20 protein-coding genes and 1 pseudogene are annotated in these 18,170 nt (G+C 71.8%); 10 read left to right on the top strand and 11 right to left on the bottom strand.

The annotated features are described in order from the left end of the window. The first annotated feature begins 431 nt into the window (after positions 1-431). Complete coding sequence (locus ACZ58V_RS19070; protein WP_468188722.1) at positions 432-902, top strand: DUF5709 domain-containing protein; 471 nt, start codon at positions 432-434, stop codon at positions 900-902. Between the two features lie 14 nt (positions 903-916). Further along, positions 917-1,162 (top strand): type B 50S ribosomal protein L31, encoded by a 246-nt coding sequence (locus ACZ58V_RS19065; RefSeq protein WP_468188719.1) that lies wholly within the window; start codon positions 917-919, stop codon positions 1,160-1,162. Between the two features lie 24 nt (positions 1,163-1,186). Here the strand turns inward: ACZ58V_RS19065 and ACZ58V_RS19060 are convergent, their stop codons facing one another. Next, complete coding sequence (locus tag ACZ58V_RS19060; RefSeq protein WP_471290955.1) at positions 1,187-1,981, bottom strand: metal-dependent hydrolase; 795 nt, start codon at positions 1,979-1,981, stop codon at positions 1,187-1,189. Positions 1,982-2,126: 145 nt separating this feature from the next. Between ACZ58V_RS19060 and ACZ58V_RS19055 the strand changes: the two genes are divergently transcribed. The 4 genes and pseudogenes from ACZ58V_RS19055 to ACZ58V_RS19040 all read left to right on the top strand — a co-directional run bounded on the left by ACZ58V_RS19055 (position 2,127) and on the right by ACZ58V_RS19040 (position 7,363). Then, positions 2,127-4,640 (top strand): DEAD/DEAH box helicase, encoded by a 2,514-nt coding sequence (locus tag ACZ58V_RS19055; protein WP_468188716.1) that lies wholly within the window; start codon positions 2,127-2,129, stop codon positions 4,638-4,640. A gap of 37 nt (positions 4,641-4,677) precedes the next feature. Continuing rightward, positions 4,678-5,550 (top strand): acyl-CoA thioesterase, encoded by an 873-nt coding sequence (locus ACZ58V_RS19050; protein ID WP_184599180.1) that lies wholly within the window; start codon positions 4,678-4,680, stop codon positions 5,548-5,550. Positions 5,551-5,700: 150 nt separating this feature from the next. Continuing rightward, on the top strand, positions 5,701-6,597 hold the full coding sequence (locus tag ACZ58V_RS19045; protein WP_468189554.1) for a DMT family transporter: 897 nt from the start codon (positions 5,701-5,703) through the stop codon (positions 6,595-6,597). A 15-nt stretch (positions 6,598-6,612) separates the two neighbouring features. Next, a pseudogene (locus tag ACZ58V_RS19040) lies at positions 6,613-7,363 on the top strand (SDR family NAD(P)-dependent oxidoreductase). A gap of 4 nt (positions 7,364-7,367) precedes the next feature. On the opposite strand, the gene ACZ58V_RS19035 reads toward ACZ58V_RS19040, so the two are convergent. The 3 genes from ACZ58V_RS19035 to ACZ58V_RS19025 form a co-directional block, all read right to left on the bottom strand. Next, complete coding sequence (locus ACZ58V_RS19035) at positions 7,368-7,739, bottom strand: VOC family protein (RefSeq protein ID WP_468188714.1); 372 nt, start codon at positions 7,737-7,739, stop codon at positions 7,368-7,370. Between the two features lie 64 nt (positions 7,740-7,803). Then, complete coding sequence (locus tag ACZ58V_RS19030; protein WP_471290952.1) at positions 7,804-8,730, bottom strand: DUF6397 family protein; 927 nt, start codon at positions 8,728-8,730, stop codon at positions 7,804-7,806. A 126-nt stretch (positions 8,731-8,856) separates the two neighbouring features. After that, a complete protein-coding gene (locus ACZ58V_RS19025) occupies positions 8,857-9,270 on the bottom strand; it encodes a roadblock/LC7 domain-containing protein (protein ID WP_468188710.1) in 414 nt (137 codons plus the stop codon). Between the two features lie 104 nt (positions 9,271-9,374). On the opposite strand from ACZ58V_RS19025, the gene ACZ58V_RS19020 reads away from it, so the two are divergent. Beyond that, positions 9,375-9,803, top strand: a complete 429-nt coding sequence (locus ACZ58V_RS19020; RefSeq protein WP_471290950.1) for a PPOX class F420-dependent oxidoreductase — start codon at positions 9,375-9,377, stop codon at positions 9,801-9,803. A gap of 24 nt (positions 9,804-9,827) precedes the next feature. Here the strand turns inward: ACZ58V_RS19020 and ACZ58V_RS19015 are convergent, their stop codons facing one another. From ACZ58V_RS19015 to ACZ58V_RS18995, 5 genes are all read right to left on the bottom strand, one after another. Beyond that, complete coding sequence (locus ACZ58V_RS19015; protein ID WP_468188706.1) at positions 9,828-10,433, bottom strand: GTP-binding protein; 606 nt, start codon at positions 10,431-10,433, stop codon at positions 9,828-9,830. A 38-nt stretch (positions 10,434-10,471) separates the two neighbouring features. Continuing rightward, the gene (locus ACZ58V_RS19010; protein ID WP_468188704.1) at positions 10,472-10,882 is read right to left on the bottom strand and encodes a DUF742 domain-containing protein; all 411 of its coding nucleotides are present in this window, start codon (positions 10,880-10,882) and stop codon (positions 10,472-10,474) included. 22 nt (positions 10,883-10,904) lie between these two features. Continuing rightward, positions 10,905-11,342: a roadblock/LC7 domain-containing protein gene (locus ACZ58V_RS19005; protein ID WP_471290948.1), complete on the bottom strand. Its 438-nt coding sequence runs from the start codon at positions 11,340-11,342 to the stop codon at positions 10,905-10,907. Then, positions 11,339-13,855 (bottom strand): sensor histidine kinase, encoded by a 2,517-nt coding sequence (locus ACZ58V_RS19000; RefSeq protein WP_471290946.1) that lies wholly within the window; start codon positions 13,853-13,855, stop codon positions 11,339-11,341. The genes ACZ58V_RS19005 and ACZ58V_RS19000 overlap by 4 nt, the downstream gene beginning before the upstream one ends. A 70-nt stretch (positions 13,856-13,925) precedes the next feature. Next, a complete protein-coding gene (locus tag ACZ58V_RS18995; protein ID WP_471290944.1) occupies positions 13,926-14,699 on the bottom strand; it encodes an MHYT domain-containing protein in 774 nt (257 codons plus the stop codon). Positions 14,700-14,852: 153 nt separating this feature from the next. On the opposite strand from ACZ58V_RS18995, the gene ACZ58V_RS18990 reads away from it, so the two are divergent. Next, entirely contained in the window at positions 14,853-15,452 is a 600-nt protein-coding gene (locus ACZ58V_RS18990; protein ID WP_471290942.1) for a class I SAM-dependent methyltransferase, read from the top strand. A gap of 9 nt (positions 15,453-15,461) precedes the next feature. On the opposite strand, the gene ACZ58V_RS18985 is transcribed toward ACZ58V_RS18990, so the two are convergent. Beyond that, positions 15,462-16,364, bottom strand: a complete 903-nt coding sequence (locus ACZ58V_RS18985; RefSeq protein WP_471290940.1) for an oxygenase MpaB family protein — start codon at positions 16,362-16,364, stop codon at positions 15,462-15,464. A 99-nt stretch (positions 16,365-16,463) separates the two neighbouring features. Between ACZ58V_RS18985 and ACZ58V_RS18980 the strand changes: the two genes are divergently transcribed. Beyond that, positions 16,464-16,760 carry a hypothetical protein gene (locus ACZ58V_RS18980; protein WP_468188693.1) on the top strand — a complete coding sequence of 99 codons (297 nt, stop codon included), beginning with the start codon at positions 16,464-16,466 and terminating at the stop codon, positions 16,758-16,760. A gap of 133 nt (positions 16,761-16,893) precedes the next feature. Further along, positions 16,894-17,778: a hypothetical protein gene (locus ACZ58V_RS18975; protein ID WP_468188691.1), complete on the top strand. Its 885-nt coding sequence runs from the start codon at positions 16,894-16,896 to the stop codon at positions 17,776-17,778. A gap of 36 nt (positions 17,779-17,814) precedes the next feature. On the opposite strand, the gene ACZ58V_RS18970 is transcribed toward ACZ58V_RS18975, so the two are convergent. After that, the gene (locus ACZ58V_RS18970) at positions 17,815-17,997 is read right to left on the bottom strand and encodes a hypothetical protein (protein WP_261683932.1); all 183 of its coding nucleotides are present in this window, start codon (positions 17,995-17,997) and stop codon (positions 17,815-17,817) included. Positions 17,998-18,170 lie beyond the last annotated feature (173 nt).

Below are 18,170 nucleotides of genomic sequence, written 5' to 3'. Positions count from 1 at the left end.
CGCGGTACCTGAACCGACGGCCTCGACCGGCCGGGGCCCGGTCGTGACGCCGGGCCGGGACGGCGAGGGCCGGACCGTGACGCCGAGGGCGCTGTGCACGGCCGTTCGGCCCGTCCGCTTCCGGCACAGCTGACGCGTCCGTTCGGCCGGGCCCCGGGCCGGTCGACCGTGCTCGGCTCTGCCCGGGTGGTCCGGCCACGCGGCGACCGAGCCGCGCAGCCAGGACCGTATGGCCCTGGGCCGTCGACGGTTCCGGCTTCTGCCCACCAGGCGGACGGCCCCGGCGTCCGCCTGGTGGGCAGAAGCCTCAGGGCCTCGGCCAAGCCTCCGGCAGGGGTCCGTGGCGTTGCGCGGGGACGAGGCCGGGTGGAAGGCTGGAATCAGGCACCGGTTCGGGGAACGGGCCCGTCCCCACCCCCCTGGAGGTACCCGTGAACAGGTCCGACGGTTGGGGAGACGATGTCTACCAACCGGATCAAGACGAGCAGCGAGAGGACACGGGGCTGCTCGACGCCGAGGACACCCTGGTGGACGACGGCGTCGACGATCCCCTGGACCGGGGCTGGTCCCCTCCCGAGCGGCCCTGGGCCGTCGAGCACCTCGGTGTGACGGCGGCCGAGCGGCGCGCGGGCGAGACGCTGGACCAGCGGCTCGCCGAGGAGCTGCCGGATGCCGTCGCCCCGGACGGTGACGGTCTCGGGGACTGCCAGGGCACCGACGGGGAACTCCTGGACAACGAGGTCGGCGACGCCCGCTCCGGCCGGCTCGTGGCACCCGACGAGGGCGCGCACGAGGACGAGGAGAGCGCGCTGGTCGCCATGGACGTGGGCATCGACGGCGCGGCGGCGTCGGCCGAGGAAGCCGCCGTGCACGTCGTCGACGAGGACACCCTGTCCGGCTGAGGCAAGGAGCATCCATGCAGCAGGACAAACACCCCGACTACCACCCGGTCGTCTTCCGCGACCGGACCGCCGGATACGCCTTCCTGACCCGGTCCACCGCGACCAGCGGCGAACGCATCGAGTGGGACGACGGCGAGACCTACCCGGTCGTGGACGTGGAGATCTCCGCGGAGAGCCACCCCTTCTACACGGGCAAGGCCCGCACGGTGGACTCGGAGGGCCGGGTCGCCCGGTTCGAGCGGAGGTACGGCGGCTCCTGAACCCGGCCGGAAGCCCCGGGGCGCTCAGATGACGTTGAGCGCCGCCGCGCAGCCCACCCCGCCGAGCAGCATGAAGACGGGCATCAGCACCCTGAGCTCGACCCAGCTGCCCGCCCGGAACCGCAGGGCCTTCGGCGGCCCGAGCGGGTACCAGCGCTTGCGCCCCACGGGTATGGGCCACAGGATCGGGCACCCGGACACGGTCAGCGCGTCCCCGATGCCGTGGACGATCGCCCCCAGCACGACCGGCAGCCCCAGCCACAGGTACTCCTGCCCCGGCGCCGTGAACAGCCAGTCCGCGCCGTTGCCCGGCTTGTCCAGGACACCGGCGAGGATCCACGCCGTGGTCGCGGCCAGCAGCCACACCAGGACATCGCTGCTGGAGCCGCGCGCCGCCCGCCACAGCAGACCCTCGATGGCCAGGACCAGGTGCACGAAGAGGATCGCCAGCACGCCCCAGCGGTCACTGGTGATCGCCACGACCGAGGTGCCCGCACCGATCAGGACCGCCCACAGCCAGGTGTGCGTGAGCGTCCGGTGCCCCCCGGAGCGGCGCGGGTCGCCCTGCTTCTTCGTCGCCTTGTAGACGGCGTACGACAGCTTGTCCACGATCTCGCACAGCCAGCGTGAGAGCGGTCCGAAGGACCGGGAGATGGTGGCCGCCTTGTGGTCGAGGTCCGGGGCGAGCGCGGCACCGGCGCAGATCAGGGCACCCACGAGAAGGACCGGCCAGGGCATCGGATGCCCGGCCGCGGCGGCCGCCGCACCGACGCCGAGCCAGGCGGCGGCGCCCGACAGTGAGTGTGCTGGTCCCATCATGGCAGTTGCCCGCCCCATTCCTCGTGTGCCGCTGTCCAGTTGACCGGGTGCGCTGACGTGTCGTCGGCGACCCAGCGTAGCGTTCGTGATCTTCGGGCCCGCAGCCGATTCCCGCATCGGGCATCAGGCCAGGCAAGATGGGGGCGTGACCCTCATCGATCAGCTGCCGCGGACCCCCGACCCCGACGCCTTGTACGAAGCCTTCGAGTCGTGGGCCGGCGAGCGGGGTCTCACGCTCTATCCCCACCAGGAGGAGGCGCTGATCGAGGTGGTCTCCGGCGCGAACGTGATCGTGTCGACGCCCACCGGTTCCGGCAAGAGCATGATCGCGGCGGGTGCGCACTTCGCCGCGCTGGCCCGCGACGAGGTCACCTTCTACACGGCTCCGATCAAGGCGCTGGTGTCGGAGAAGTTCTTCGAACTGTGCAAGATCTTCGGCACGGAGAACGTCGGCATGCTGACCGGCGACGCGTCCGTGAACTCCGACGCCCCCGTCATCTGCTGCACCGCCGAGGTCCTGGCGTCGATCGCGCTGCGCGACGGCAAGGACGCGGACGTCGGCCAGGTCGTGATGGACGAGTTCCACTTCTACGCGGAGGGCGACCGCGGCTGGGCCTGGCAGATCCCGATCCTGGAACTGCCGCAGGCGCAGTTCGTGCTGATGTCGGCGACGCTCGGCGACGTCTCCTTCTTCGAGAAGGACCTCACCCGCCGCACCGGCCGCCCGACGGCGGTGGTCCGCTCGGCGACCCGTCCGGTGCCGCTGTCCTACGAGTACCGCTACACCCCGCTCACCGAGACGCTCACCGACCTGCTGGAGGCCCGGCAGGCGCCCGTCTACATCGTGCACTTCACGCAGGCGCAGGCCGTGGAGCGGGCGCAGGCGCTGATGAGCATCAACATGTGCTCACGTGCGGAGAAGGAGCAGATCGCCGAGCTGATCGGCAACTTCCGCTTCACCACGAAGTTCGGCCGCAACCTCTCGCGCTACGTCCGGCACGGCATCGGCGTCCACCACGCGGGCATGCTGCCCAAGTACCGCCGCCTGGTGGAGAAGCTGGCGCAGGCCGGTCTGCTGAAGGTCATCTGCGGCACGGACACGCTCGGCGTGGGCGTCAACGTCCCCATCCGCACCGTGCTGTTCACCGCCCTCACCAAGTACGACGGCACCCGCGTACGCACCCTGCGGGCCCGGGAGTTCCACCAGATCGCGGGCCGCGCCGGGCGGGCCGGTTTCGACACGGAGGGCTTCGTCGTCGCGCAGGCGCCCGAGCACGTCGTAGAGAACGAGAAGGCGCTGGCCAAGGCGGGCGACGACCCGAAGAAGCGCCGCAAGGTCGTCCGCAAGAAGGCTCCGGAGGGCTTCGTCGCCTGGTCGGAGCAGACCTTCGAGAAGCTCATCGGCTCCGAACCGGAGCCCCTGGCCTCCCGGTTCCGGGTGACGCACACGATGCTGCTCTCGGTGATCGCCCGCCCCGGCAACGCCTTCGAGGCGATGCGGCGCATGCTGGAGGACAACCACGAGCCGCGCAAGCAGCAGCTGCGGCACATCCGCCGGGCCATCGCGATCTACCGCTCGCTGCTCGACGGGGGCATCGTCGAGAAGCTCGACCAGCCGGATTCCGAGGGCCGTATCGTCCGCCTCACGGTCGATCTCCAGCAGGACTTCGCGCTCAACCAGCCGCTGTCCACCTTCGCGCTCGCCGCGTTCGAGCTGCTGGACCCCGAGTCCCCGTCGTACGCCCTCGACATGGTGTCCGTCGTGGAGTCGACGCTCGACGATCCACGTCAGATCCTGGCCGCCCAGCAGAACAAGGCGCGCGGCGAGGCCGTCGCCGCGATGAAGGCCGACGGGGTCGAGTACGAGGACCGCATGGAGCGCCTCCAGGACATCACGTACCCGAAGCCCTTGGAGGAGCTGCTCTTCCACGCGTACGACACGTACCGCAAGAGCCACCCCTGGGTCGGCGACCATCCGCTGTCGCCGAAGTCGGTCATCCGCGACATGTACGAACGGGCGATGTCCTTCACGGAGTTGGTGTCCCACTACGAGCTGGCCCGCACCGAGGGCATCGTGCTGCGCTATCTCGCCAGCGCCTTCAAGGCCCTGGACCACACCGTCCCGGACGACCTCAAGTCCGAGGATCTGGAAGACCTGATCGCGTGGCTGGGCGAGATGGTGCGCCAGGTCGACTCCAGCCTGCTGGACGAGTGGGAGCAGCTCGCCAACCCGGCGGAGATGACCGCCGAGGAGGCCCAGGAGAAGGCCGACGAGGTCAAGCCGGTCACCGCCAACGCCCGCGCCTTCCGCGTCCTGGTCCGCAACGCCATGTTCCGCCGGGTCGAGCTGGCCGCCCTCGACCACGTCGAGGAGCTGGGCGAGATGGACGCGGAGTCCGGCTGGGACGCCGACGCGTGGGGCGAGGCGCTGGACAAGTACTTCGACGAGTACGAGGACCTCGGCACCGGACCCGACGCCCGCGGCCCCAAGCTGCTGCTCATCGAGGAGGAGCCGGAGAACGCCCTGTGGCGGGTCCGGCAGATCTTCCACGACCCGAACGGCGACCACGACTGGGGCATCAGCGCGGAGGTCGACCTGACCGCCTCCGACGCGGAGGGCCGCGCGATCGTCCGCGTCACCGACGTCGGCCAGCTGTGAACGGCCGGACCGCAGCGAGCACAGGAGAATCCCACCCATGACGACGAACCCGGCCGAGAGACTCGTCGACCTGCTCGACCTGGAGCAGATCGAGGTCAACATCTTCCGTGGCCGCAGCCCGCAGGAGTCCCTCCAGCGGGTCTTCGGCGGCCAGGTGGCGGGCCAGGCCCTGGTCGCCGCCGGCCGCACCACGGAGGGCGACCGCCCCGTGCACTCGCTGCACGCGTACTTCCTGCGCCCGGGCATCCCGGGTGTGCCGATCGTCTACCAGGTCGAGCGGGTGCGCGACGGGCGGTCGTTCACGACCCGCCGGGTCACGGCCGTGCAGCAGGGCCGCACGATATTCAATCTCACCGCCTCCTTCCACAAGCCGGAAGAGGGCAGCTTCGAGCATCAGCTGCCGCCGGCCCGCAAGGTCCCGGACCCGGAGTCGCTGCCCACGGTCACGGACGAGATCCGGGAGCACCTGGGCGCGCTGCCCGAGCAGCTGGAGCGGATGGCCCGCCGCCAGCCCTTCGACATCCGCTACGTGGACCGGCTGCGCTGGAGCGCCGAGGAGGTCGAGGACTCCGAGCCGCGCAGCGCGGTGTGGATGCGCGCGGTCGGACCACTGGGCGACGACCCGCTGGTCCACACCTGCGCCCTCACCTACGCCAGCGACATGACCCTCCTGGACGCCGTCCGCATCCCGGTCGAGCCGCTGTGGGGGCCGCGGGGCTTCGACATGGCGTCACTGGACCACGCGATGTGGTTCCACCGCCCGTTCCGCGCCGACGACTGGCTGCTGTACGACCAGGAGTCGCCGATCGCGGTCGGCGGCCGTGGTCTGGCCCGGGGCCGGATCTACGACCGTGAGGGCCGGCTGGTCGTCTCGGTCGTGCAGGAGGGACTCTTCCGCAAGCTGGACTGACCTGTCCGCGGGCTGGACCGACCCGGGTTTCCGCCGCTCGGGGGCACGCGCGCTTCGGCACTCCGTTCGCGCCCGTGCCCCGATCCGGTGACCATGGCAGGAGGAGGCACCGCCGGCGTCACACGCCCGCCGATCCGGGAGGTGGCCACGCTGCACACCGTGCTCCCCGTCCTCTTCGCGATCTGCGCGGCCTTCAGCAATGCCGTCGCGACGGTGCTGCAGCGCAAAGCCGCGCTCACCGTGCCGCGCTCCGAAGGCTTCCGGGCCGGGCTGATGCTCGATCTGCTGCGACGGCGCGTCTGGCTGGCCGGCATCCTCGCGGTGATCGCCGCCGCCGTCTGCCAGGCGCTGGCGCTGGCGACCGGGCCGCTGACGATCGTGCAGCCGCTGTTCGTGCTGGAGCTGCCTCTGACCCTCATCGTCGCCTCGCTGCTGATGCACCGGCATCTGCCGGGCGTGGGCTGGCTGGCCGTGACGGTGGTGGTGGCCGGGCTGGCGGTGGCGCTCGCCGCCGCGTCCCCCTCGGGCAATCGCACCCATGTGGAGCTGGACCGCTGGATCCCGGCGCTCGCCGTGTGCGCGGGAGCGGTCGTCGCCCTCGCCCTCGCCGCCCTCAAGCGCCCGGAGGGCCGGGCCCGGGCGGCATGTCTGGGTGCCGCGACGGCGATCAGCTACGCGGTGACCGCGGCCCTGATGAAAGCCGCCATGCACATCCTCGACGAGCAGGGACTCGTGGGTTTCTTCACCGCCTGGCAGACGTACGCCTTCGCGGCGACCGGCGTGTGCGCCCTGTTCCTGCTGGAGAACGCCATGCAGGCCGGCCCGCTGGTCGCCTCGCAGCCCGCGCTCACCCTCGGCGACGCGCTGGTGAGCCTCGCCCTCGGCATCCTCCTGTACGAGGAGACGATCCGCTCCGGGTGGTGGCTGCTGCCCCAACTGTTCGGCGTCGCACTGATCGCCGCGGGGGTGTTCGCCCTGGCGCGGATCCCGCTTACCCAGTCGCTGGTGGCGCCGGGCGAGGAACGCCAGACGGCGGGAGCCCCCTGAGCCGTGGAGGTCACGATGGAGCGTCTCAGCGAGCGGGTGACGATCGTCACCGGCGGGGCCGCAGGCATAGGGGCCGCGGTGGCACGCGCGCTCGCGGCCGAGGGCGCCTCCGTGGTGGTCGCCGCCATCCGGGACACCGAAGGGGCGGCCCTGGCGGCAGAACTCGGCGGCCCGGCCCGCTACCTGCACCTGGACGTCACCGGCGAGGACGACTGGCAGCGGGCCCTGGCGGAGACGGAGCGGGACCTCGGCCCGGTCTCGGTCCTGGTCAACATCGCGGGGATCATCGACTGGGGCACGATGGAGGAGCAGAGCCCCGCGTCGTCCCGCCATGTCGTCGACGTCAACCTCACGGGCGCCTGGCTGGGCATGCGCGCGGCGGCACCGTCGCTGCGCCGGGCCGGGGGCGGCGTGATCGTGAACATGTCCTCCCTCGCCGGGCTGACCGCCTACGCCGGTGTCGGGGCGTACGCGGCCGGCAAGTGGGGTCTTCGCGGCCTGACGAAGGTCGCCGCGCTGGAACTCGCGCCCGACCGGGTCCGGGTCTGCTCCGTCCACCCCGGCGCCATCCGCACGCGGATGACGGGCCGGCTTCGGCGACGCGTACACCGCGGGGCAGCCCGTCCCCCGCTTCGGCGAGCCCGAGGAGGTCGCCCGCATGGTGCTCTTCATCGTCACCGAGGCCCCCTTCTCGACGGGCTGCGAGTTCATCGTGGACGGCGGCATCCCCGCCGGGGCACCGGCCGTTCTGACTCCTGACGACTGACCGATCAGGTTTCCTGGAGCACGGACAGCACATTCCCAGCGGGGTCGGTGAACCAGGCGATCAGCGGGCCGCCGCCGCGGAAGATGCCCTTGTCGTCCGCCTTGAGGTGGTCGTAGTGCTCGAACCGCACGCCTCTCCTCGTCAGCTCGTCGACCGCGGCCTCGATGTCGTCGACGGGGAAGTTGAGGATGGTGAACGTCGCCGGGGTGTGGTCCTGCTTGGGATAGACCAGGGTGTCCCGGTCACCCGCGATGTGCAGGAACAGCAGGCCGTTCTCCTCCGACACCCGGAGTCCGAGCGTCTCGCCGTAGAACGTCCTGGCCGCGTCGATGTCGTTCACCGAGAACCCGCTGAACGCCTTCGTCTCACTGAACATGATCGCCTCCTGGAATGGTCTCCTTACCATTCCGACCGGGACGCATCCGGAAACTCATCGCTTTTCACCCTGAAAGTCGCCGGGCTCTGCGCTGCAGCCATCCCAGGAGGCCGTGTGACGGGGCGCGGCCCTGGGTCTCGGGCCGGTCTCCAGCCGGAACCGGGGGTGGCGCGGTCGTCGCTGCCGATGGCGTCGGGGCCGGTTCCGGGGCGGGACGCGGCGCCTGGTGCTTCCTCCGCGCTGTCTCCATCGTGTGGGCCAGGTCCGCTCGGAACCAGGCCACTTCGTCGGGCTCGCTCGCCGTCATGAGCGTCTCGGCCCGTTCGGCGGCGGGTGAACCGGGGGTGCCGTGCGCCGGGAGGCGAGGACGGAGGCGGTGCAGGTGGGCGCGCTCGTAGGGGTCCGCCACGACTTCCGCCACGTCGGCGGGGTCGAGAAGACAGGCGACGGCTGCCGCGCGAGCCCAGGCGTCGTCCCCCGTCTCCCGCGTCAGGAATCCGATGTGGCGTCCCCGCCAGTTGCGAGGCCGCCGGTCCAGCCCGTCCTTCTGCCCTTCTCTGATCTGTGCGGGTGTGCGCCCCTTCAGCAGTCGGGCGTTGCTCTCCTCCGCCGCGAACTGCCGCAGTTCCTCGGCCAGATACAGCCAGACGACCGCCCGATAGCGGTTCAGGTAGAAGGTCACCGGCACGAGCAGGCCGAAGCGGGCGAGACTCGTGAATCTGGCGGGGGTCACCCCCAGGAGCCCGGCGCCCTCATGGGTGCCGGCGGTCGCGACCCGCTCGCGCAGTTCGTCCGGGAAGCCGTCCCCGGCACGCAGCCGGTCGATCTCGGCGCGGGCGACGCGTAGCCCTCCGCCGCCTTCGTCGGGAACGGTCCGGATGAGCCCGAGATTCACCGCGAGGTCGAACTCACCGCGCTTGAGGTCGAGTTCGCGGGCGGCCCGGCTCGGGGCGCAGGTGAGGCGGTCGGATTTCGCGATGGTGCCTGACATGGTCGGTCTCCCCCGTGGAGTCGGCGGCTCACGCCGTGTGCGGTCGCCGTGAGAAAACCGTAACCGCTCCGGCACGTTGCGTGACGAGCCTGTGGATAACTCCGCGGAGGAGGGCGAATCTGCAGGTCAGGCTTCTGTGGTCGGTTTCCGTTCCGGCTGGCGGGCATCCACGTCGAGATGCTCGCCGACCCGGTTGACCAGAAGTGTCATCTCGTACGCGATCTGGCCTATGTCGGCCTCGGCACCGCTGAGGACACACAGACAACTGCCCGTGCCGGCCGCGGTGACGAAGAGCACCGCGTCGTCGAACTCGATCATCGTCTGGCGTACGCTGCCCGCGCCGAAGTGCCGTCCCGAGCCCTTGGCCAGGCTGTGCAACCCGGACGACACGGCCGCGAGGTGCTCCGCGTCCTCGCGGCGCAGCCCCGTGCTCGCCCCGGTCACCAGGCCGTCGTTGGACAGGACCAGTGCGTGCCGCACCTGGTGGACGCGCTCGGTCAGGTCGTCCAGCAGCCAGTCGAGTCCCTGGTTCTGCGCCATGTTCCGATCTCCCCGTTTTCTCCCCGTGCGATTCTCCCCCTGGCCGGAGGATCTCCACGCCAGCCTTCCCCACGACCGCTGCCGGGGCAAGGAGGATGGGAGCCATGGCACAGAAGATGACCGATGCGCAATGGCGGGAGTTCGTTTCCTACGGCACCCGCACCGCGAAGCTCTCCACCGTCAGGGCCGACGGGAGTCCGCACGTGGCCCCGATCTGGTTCCTGCTGGACGGGGACGAGGTGGTGTTCAACACCGGCGAGAACACCGTGAAAGGGCGCAATCTCGCCCGTGACGGCCGGGTCGCCCTGTGTGTGGACGACGACCGGCCGCCCTACTCCTTCGTGGTGGTCCAGGGCCGTGCCCGACTGGTGAGCGACCTCGACGAGGTGCGGCACTGGGCGACCCGGATCGGCGCGCGGTACATGGGCGAGGAACGCGCCGAGGAGTTCGGCGCGCGCAACGGCGTCCCGGGCGAACTCCTCGTCCGTGTCACCGTCGACCGGGTCCTGGCGGAGCGGGACATCGCGGACTGATCTCGGGGAGCTCCGTACCTCCGGTCAGCCGACCGAGTCGAGGAGCCGGGCGGTGTGCATCCGCCCGGCGTACTCGACGAGCCTGATCAGCACCTCCTTCCCCGAGTCACGGTCACGGGCGTCGCACAGCACCACGGGCGTCCCCCGGTCGAGGTCGAGGGCGCGCGAGACGTCCGGGGCGCCGTGCTGCCGGGCGCCCGCGAAGCAGTTGACGGCGACCACGAACGGGATGCGCCGGTGCTCGAAGTAGTCGACCGCCGGGAAGCAGTCCTCCAGACGGCGGGTGTCCGCGAGTACCACCGCGCCGAGCGCCCCTTGTGACAACTCGTCCCACAGGAACCAGAACCGGTCCTGGCCCGGCGTGCCGAACAGGTACAGGGAGAGGCCGGACCTGATGGTGATGCGCCCGAAGTCCATGGCGACGGTCGTGGTGGTCTTGTGGTCCACGCCGCCGGTGTCGTCCACCGACTGCCCCGCTTCGCTGAGCAGTTCCTCGGTGCGCAGCGGCCGGATCTCGCTGACGGCGCCCACCAGCGTGGTCTTGCCCACGCCGAAGCCGCCGGCGACCAGGATCTTCAACGCCAGTGCGCCGGTGTCGCCGCCTGAGGCGTCGGAGTGCTCGGAGACCATTAGTCACTTCTCTCGTGTCGGGTGGGGTGTGCGTTCATCTACAGCGCCCTCAGTCCCGCGATCACCTCGCGCAGGATCCGTTCGTCGGGCAGTTGGGCCGGCGGTACGGGGCGGCTGACGGTGACGCAGCCGAGTTCCAGGAGGTCGCCGAGGAGGACCCTGATCACCCCCACGGGCAGGTCCGCTCCGGCGGCGAGTTCGGCGACCGACTGGGTCTCCGGGCGGCACAGGTCGAGGAGGGTCCGGTGTTCCGGGCCGAGCGGGGCGTCGTCCGCGCCGGGCGCGCCGGGATCCAGCGTGACCAGGGCGATCAGGTCGAACCGCACGCCGGTGGGGCCGGGCCGGGTGCGTCCGCCCGTCATGGCGTAGGGGCGGACGAGCGGGCCGGCCTCGTGGTCGTACCACTGGCTGCCCTGCTCGCTCAGGGTGCCCGTCGTGTCCTCGGTCATCTGCGCGGACCGCTCTCTCTGCTCATCCGGCGGCGGACGGCCGCGCGCCGGCTCGGGGCGCCGTGCCGAGGTGCTCGCCGACTCGTTTGACCAGGCGGGCCATCTCGTACGCCACGAGGCCTATGTCGGCTGTCACGGCGGTGAGAAGGGCGAGGCAGGAGCCGTCGCCGGCGGCGGCCACGAACAGGAAGCCCTCGTCCATCTCCACCATGGTCTGGCGGACGCCGCCGGCGCCGAAGTGCCGTCCGGCTCCCTTGGCGAGGCTGTGGAAGCCCGAGGCGACCGCTGCGAGGTGCTCGGCGTCCTCGCGCCGGAGGCCGGTCGAGGCACCTACGGCGAGGCCGTCGTTGGAGAGGACCACGGCGTGCCGTATGTCGCTCACGCGGAGCACCAGATCGTCCAGCAGCCAGTCGAGTTCGCCGGAGCGCCGGGCGGTATGCGTGCTCGGGTCCTGGATCATGCGGGGTCTCCTTCGCTGCTGTCTCTGCCCTTCGCGGGGCCGGGAGTGGTGCCGCGGCCGGGTTGCCTGCCGCCGCCGCGTGCCCAGCCGTCGCGGTACGCCGCCATGCGGTCGCGTACGACTTCGGGAGTGCGTTCGTCGTCCTGGGGAGCCGGCGTCGGTGGCGGTTCCTCGGGGCGCCCCTCGCGCAGTTGGGGGGCGAGACTGGCCTGTCGTACGCGACGCGGGAGGTCCTCGGAGCCTTCGGGCTGCTCCTGGGGGCGGTGCAGTCGCAAGGTGGCGACTCCTGGGGGTGGGGTGTGGCTCGGGGTCTCGGGCGCGGCCGGTACGGGAGCCACGAGGGCGCGCCGGTCGGCCGGTGCGGGGACGACATCCTGGAGCGGGGTGTCGTCGGGCACGCGCGCGTAGGCGCGTCCCTCGGGCGGCCGCGCCTGCGCCGCTTCGCCGGGGGAACGTTCCGTCGCTCCGGTGTGCAGGAGGGCGGTGGGCAGCAGGACGACGGCGGTGGTGCCGCCGTAGGGCGAGGTCTTCAGATGGACCTTGACCTCGTGCCGGGCGGCGAGTCGGCTGACCACGAACAGGCCGAGCCGGTCGCTGTCGAACAGGTCGAGGGCCTCGGACTGCGCGATGCGGCGGTTGGCTTCGGCGAGGGTCTCCTGGCCCATGCCGAGGCCGCGGTCCTCGATCTCGACGGCGTAGCCGTTGCCGACGGGTTCGCCGGTGACGCGCACGCGCGTGTGGGGCGGCGAGAACTGGGCGGCGTTCTCGATGATCTCGGCGAGCAGGTGGGTGAGGTCGGCGACGGCCGTGCCGATGACGGCTGCTTCGGGGAGTTGCCGTACCTCCACGCGCGCGTAGTCCTCGACTTCGGAGACGGCCGCGCGGACCACGTCGGTCAGGACGACGGGCATGCGCCAGGCCCGGCCGGGGGCGGCTCCGGAGAGGATGATCAGGCTCTCCGCGTGGCGCCGCATGCGGGTGGTGAGGTGGTCGAGGCGGAAGAGGTCGCTCAGCTCGTTCGGGTCGTCGGAGCGGCGCTCCATGCTGTCGAGAAGGCTCAGCTGCCGGTGGACGAGGATCTGGCTGCGGCGGGCGAGGTTGACGAAGACACCGGAGATGCCGCTGGCGAGCTCGGCGCGCTCCGCAGCGGCCCGCAGCGCGGCGCGGTGGACTGTTCCGAGGGCCTCGGCGACCTGCCCGGCCTCGTCCTCCGCGGGCGGTCCCGGCGGCGCCTCGGCACGGACGTCGATCTCCTCGCCCGCGCGCAGTCTCCGCATGGCCTCGGGGAGTTTGCGCCGGGCGATCTCCAGGGCGCCGTTGCGCAGGCTCACCAGTTCCACCACCAGGCCGCGTCCGATGCGTACGGAGATGACGAGCGAGGCGGCGACGGCGGCGAGACCGAGCAGGACGGCGGCGCCGGCCGGGGTGAGCAGTCCTCGGGTGAAGGGGTCGGCCCGTTTCGCGACGCCGCGTGCCGCGTCGTCCTCGATGGTGCGCATGCCGTGCCGCACGCGCGTGTGAGCGGTGTTCCAGGTGCTCGCGGGTGCCGCCTCGACCGCCCTGGCGCCCGGCCCGCGGGCGAGGATCCCGTCCTCGGCTTCGCCCAGGCCCGCGTAGGCGCTGCTGTCGGCGAGGGCGTTCCATGCCGAGCGTTCGGTGCCGCGCAGGTCGGCGACGGCCGATCCGGTGAGGGTGCGGCGCAGGTCGACGGCGCCGGTGAAGAGCCGCAGCCGCTCCCCGGTCAGGGTGCCGGACAGGCGGGCGCTGGCCAGCACCGCGTCCTCCTGGGCCAACGCCTCGCCCGCGCGGGCGAATTCGAGCAGCACGCGCGCGTCGGAGCCGAGGTCGGCGTCCTGGATGCCGGTGAGGGCACCGCCGGCGCCGAAGGCCGCCGAGATGGTCCGCGTGTAGCGGCTGTACGTCTCGGCCCAGCCCACGCTCCGGTCCCGCACCGCGGTCCGCAGCGGCCGCAGTTCCTCCGTCCCGGTGACGAACGCCTCCAGCCGGCGGGCGACTCCGGCGGGGAGTTCCTCGCTGTCGGCGACGGTGTTGCCCTTGCCGAGCCGCAGTCTCGCGACGGCGCGGTCGGTGCGCCGCGCGAGTTCGTCCAGTTCGCCGGACGGTACGGCCGACGGGTCGGTGGCGTGGCGTACCGCGGCCGCGCGTTCGGTCTGGAGGGCGGCGACCGCCGCGGAGACGGGGGCGCGGACCATGGCGTCCACGCGCTGGACCTGCCGCAGCCGGGCTACGTCCTGGGCCGTGGTGACGGTGGCGTAGGCCCACAGGGCCAGGAGGGAGACGACCGGCACCATCAGCAGGCAGACGATCTTGGCGCGCACGGTGCGCGGACGTATGTGCCAGCGCTCCGCGCGCGTGGCCGCCCCGTCCGGTGCGGCGCCCGAGGGTGCCTCCGGGCTCTCGTCAGCCGGTGGCCCGGCGTGCGCGCGGCGACCGCGCACGGGCGGTTGAGGCGCCTCGGCGCCGGTTGTGGGGGTCCTACGGGGTGTACGCATGGACTCCTCGCTGGGGAGTGTTCGGGGGCGTGCCGGGCGTCGTGGCGCCGCGGAGATCCATCAGGAGCCCCTAGGGGGCGACGCTCTCGACCGGCCGCTGGGCCGAGGCGGACGCCTCGCGCTCGCCCGCCGTCGGCGAGAGTGCGACGAAGGCCGAGGTCAGGAAGAGGTAGGACCCGAGGCCGACGGCGAGGGGGAAGATGAACTGCATCGCCGTGGCCCCGGGCAGTGCCTCCCCGGAGGGCGTGACCCGCACGCTCACCGCGAACATCCCGGTGTAGTGCATGCTGCTGACAGCCGCGCCCATGATCAGGGAGGCGATGGTGACCGCGACGGGCGACTTGATGTTGAGCGCCGCCCACAGGGCCGCCGTCGCCGCGACGACGGCGATCAGGACGGAGAGCCCGACGAGCACCGGGTCGTAGGTCACGTCACCGTGCAGGCGGACGGCCGCCATGCCCAGGTAGTGCATGCTCGCGACGCCGAGGCCGGTGGTGAGGCCGCCGAGGAAGAGGGCCCGGCCGCGGTCCCGGCCGTAGCCGACGGCGAAGACGCCGGCGCAGACGACGACCATGGCGACGAGCAGGCTCAGCAGGGTGAGCGGCACGTCGTAGCGGATGTCGGTGCCGGCGACGCCGAACCCGAGCATGGCCACGAAGTGCATGGTCCAGATGCCGGTGCCGATCGCCGAGGCGGCGGTGACGAGCCAGTTGCGGCGCGAACGCCCGGTGGCGCGGAGCGCGCGGACGGTGCAGCGCAGTCCGAGCGCGGCGCCTGTGCAGGCCATCGCGTACGACAGCGCGGGGGTCAGCCACCCCAGGGCGGCGTGGTCCAGGTGTCCCATGGCCCCGGGACGCTAGACCCGGCAAGGGCGCACGAAAGGGGCGCATTTCGAAAGGTGTTGGAATATGACGCAAGGATGTACCGGAACGATCGCGTCACGCTCGAACATGTGCACAGAGGCGTCCATCCGTGCCGGTGAGGAATCATGCCGTACATGAGCGACGACCAGACGCGTGTCCAGGAGTTCTTCACCCCCCGTGCCGCCGACTGGGACAGCAGGTTCCCCGACGACGGTCCGGCCTACGCGGCGGCGGTGGCCGAGCTCGGACTGCGCGCGGGCGACCGGGTGCTCGACGCGGGGTGCGGCACCGGACGGGCCCTGCCGCCGCTGCGTGCCGCCGTGGGGCCCTCGGGGGTGGTCCTCGGGGCCGATCTGACCCCGGCCATGCTGCGGGAGGCCGGACGGGCCGGACGGGACCGTGACGGGCAGCTGCTGCTCACGGACGTCGCCGCGCTGCCCTTGCGTTCGCGGTCGCTGGACGCGGTGTTCGGTGCGGGCCTCGTCTCGCACCTGGCGAGTCCGGCCGAGAACCTGCGCGAGCTGGCGCGGGTGGTGCGTCCCGGTGGTGTGCTGGCGCTGTTCCACCCGATCGGCAGGGCGGCGCTGGCCGCACGCCACGGCCGCCCGCTCACCCCGGACGACCTGCGCGCCGAGCCCAACCTCCGTCCGCTGCTGGCCGGTTCAGGGTGGCGCATGACGTCGTACGTCGACGAGGACACCCGCTTCCTGTCGCTCGCCGTCCGCGAGGACTGAGCCGGCGTGTCACCCGGCCTCGGTGTCCGTCGCCTCCACGTGCCGCACGGGGCAGCCCCGGAGGCCCGGGACCGGACGCGTGCCGAGGTCGGCGAGCCGGTATCCGTACGGGTAGCCCTTGATCTCCCAGTTCTGGCGGGCGAAGTGCGGGGTACGCCGGGGTGCCATCAGGCGGACGGCGCGCCCTCGAAGCCGTACCGCGCGACGCACCCACGCGCGCGTGGCGGTGCTCGGCGGGGTGTAGCGGAAGGCGTGCAGGAGCGAGTCGTCGAGCAGCGCGAGGGTCGTGGTGCGCAGCAGGGGTGCGAGCGGGCGCGGGTACCAGGACGCCATCAGGCCGAGCGTGGCGTCGGAGACCCGCCGGGCTTCCGCGTCCCAGGCGAAGTGGGCCGCCTCGTAGGTATCGAGGCAGGTCTCGAACTCCTCGTAGGTCTGCGGGATGTCCTTGATGCCCATGTGCCGCCCGAGCGTGCCGTAGTGGACGGCACTGGCGACGATCTCGTGGCGTGACATCCTGCGCCACCCGTAGGCGTCGATCCACCGTTTGGGCGTCACGACGAACGTGCAGAGCACGTAGCGCATGTCGTCGTCGCTGATGTCGTAGCCGCGGTGCATCTGGTTGATGCGGCGGATCGCGGTCTTCCCCGGCTCGCTGCCGAAACCGTGCTCGACGACGGCGTCCAGGAGCAGCGAGGTGTCGTCGTAGCGCTTCTGCGTCCGCTCCGTGAGCTCCGCCGTCTCCGCGAGCAGCCGGCCGATGCTCGGGACGGCGTAGGTGCGGTACAGGGCCAGCTCCAGGGCACGGGTGAAGTCCCAGGGGAACTCGTACGCCACGCTCAGCCGGTAGATCTCCGTGGCCTCCTGGTACGGGTCCATCCGCCGGATCTGAATCAGCCGGTCGAAGCGCTTCACCGTGCCGTCCCCCTTCTGTCACAGGTTCTCCAACTTTACGTTGGTGACCGGGAGATGAAAGATCAGACACAACAACCGCACAGGGGGAAGGTGGTCAGCATGTGGGGCAGGTTCCGCAAGGCCGGGGGACGAGTCGCCGATGCCTTGCGCACGGAGACGAAGACCGACGGGGACAAACGTCCACACAATCTTTTCGAGGCTGCCGCGGTCTATGTCGCGGCGGGCGCGGAGGACGACCAGGAGCGGGCCGACGAGGCGGCCGGCTGGGTGTCGCCGGAGGCACTGTCGTTCGGGGTGAACGAGCTGGCCTGCCGGGCCGTCATCGCGCTCGCACGGGAACGCGGCGAGTCTCCGCGGACCGTGGCCCGTGAGTTGCTGGGGCTGCCGACGGCGTAATGAGCGGGGTCCGGACGGCCGATTCGCCCCGTCCGCCGGAAAACTGCAGCTCGGGTGCGCTTGCGGGCAGTGACAAGCGGCTTCCGCGCGCACTAGGGTGCGCGCCGTTGGGCGAATCGATGGGGAGGCTGGGATGGCCGGGACGGACGAGGACGCCGTCGCCGCCGCGGACGACGCGCTCTATGTGCTCACGGCGGTGCTGCTGACGCCTGCGAAGTTCCCGGGCGTCCTGGGCGACGACTATCCGGAGGCGTGCGCGGCGCTCGGTCTCGCACCGCTCGCCGACGGGTACGGGCTGGTGCTCGGCCAGGACGGCGACGGCTGCCGGTGGACCGTCGCCATCGACGACGTCTCCCTGGTCGCCGTCGCGATCGCGTCCTGGGACTGCGGTATGGAGTACGAACTGTCGCCCGACGAGCGCTCGGTCGTCGCGGCCCTGCCCGGCTGGCCGCTCGCGGTCGCCGTCGCGGCGCCCGGCGTGCCCGCGCCGCACGATCCGCGTCCGGAGGCCGACGACCGGCCTCCGCTGGCTCCGCCGGACACCACCGTCTGGGGGCCGGCGCAGCGGCGCCTGGGCGCGGACGAGATCGCGCTGCAGTGGGCGACATGGCGGGAGCAGGTGAACGACTCGGAGTTTCCGGCGCCTGGGTCCTCGGAAGCGCCGGACGACGAGGACAGGGCGCCGGACGACGAGGACCGGGGCGAGGCGGCCGACGCTCCGGACGGGAGCGGGGCGAACGGCCGGCCGGGCCACAGCGTCATCCGGCGGGTCCTCGCGGAGGCCCGCACCTACATCGACTCGCCGCCGCCGCTGGGCCGGGTCCGTTCGTCGTTCGCGACGGGTGACGCGCGGATCCTGCGGGCGGACGGTCCGGGCTGGTCGCTCGTGGCCAGGACCGACGACATCGCCTTCGTACTCCTCGACGAGGAACCCGGCGAGGTCCTGCCGGTGGGCCGAGGGCCGGAGCTGCCGGGGCTCCTCGAGGCGCTCGACAAGATGGCCGTGCGGCCGAACTGATCCGGCGACGGCCTTCGGCCGCGCCGGGCCGGCGCCTCAGCGACCGATCTCCTTACGGGTGGCACGGCGCAGCCTGCGCCGCTGCGACGGATCCAGCATGAGATACGCGGCGGCCGGGACGCCCAGGATGATCAGGAGCGATGCCCACCAGGGCAGCCAGATCAACAGGATGAGCCCGACCGCCACACCACCTGCGGCGATCTTGGCGTTCTTGGACATGAGTGTCGCCTCCTTCGCGGCCACTGCCGCTCTCTGTCTCGAAAACGGGCCCGCGCCTGCAACGGTTCCTGACCGCGACCCTGAGACATCCCTGAGGTGCGCCCCCTACACACCCCTGACCCCCTCATAGTGACTCAGCTCACACCTTAGTCATACCCGTGTGCGCCAGACGT

The organism is Streptomyces sp. NPDC040589, from assembly GCF_055594445.1.
The sequence above is the reverse complement of the archived record's forward strand: the minus strand, read 5'-3'. Positions and strand labels throughout refer to the sequence as shown.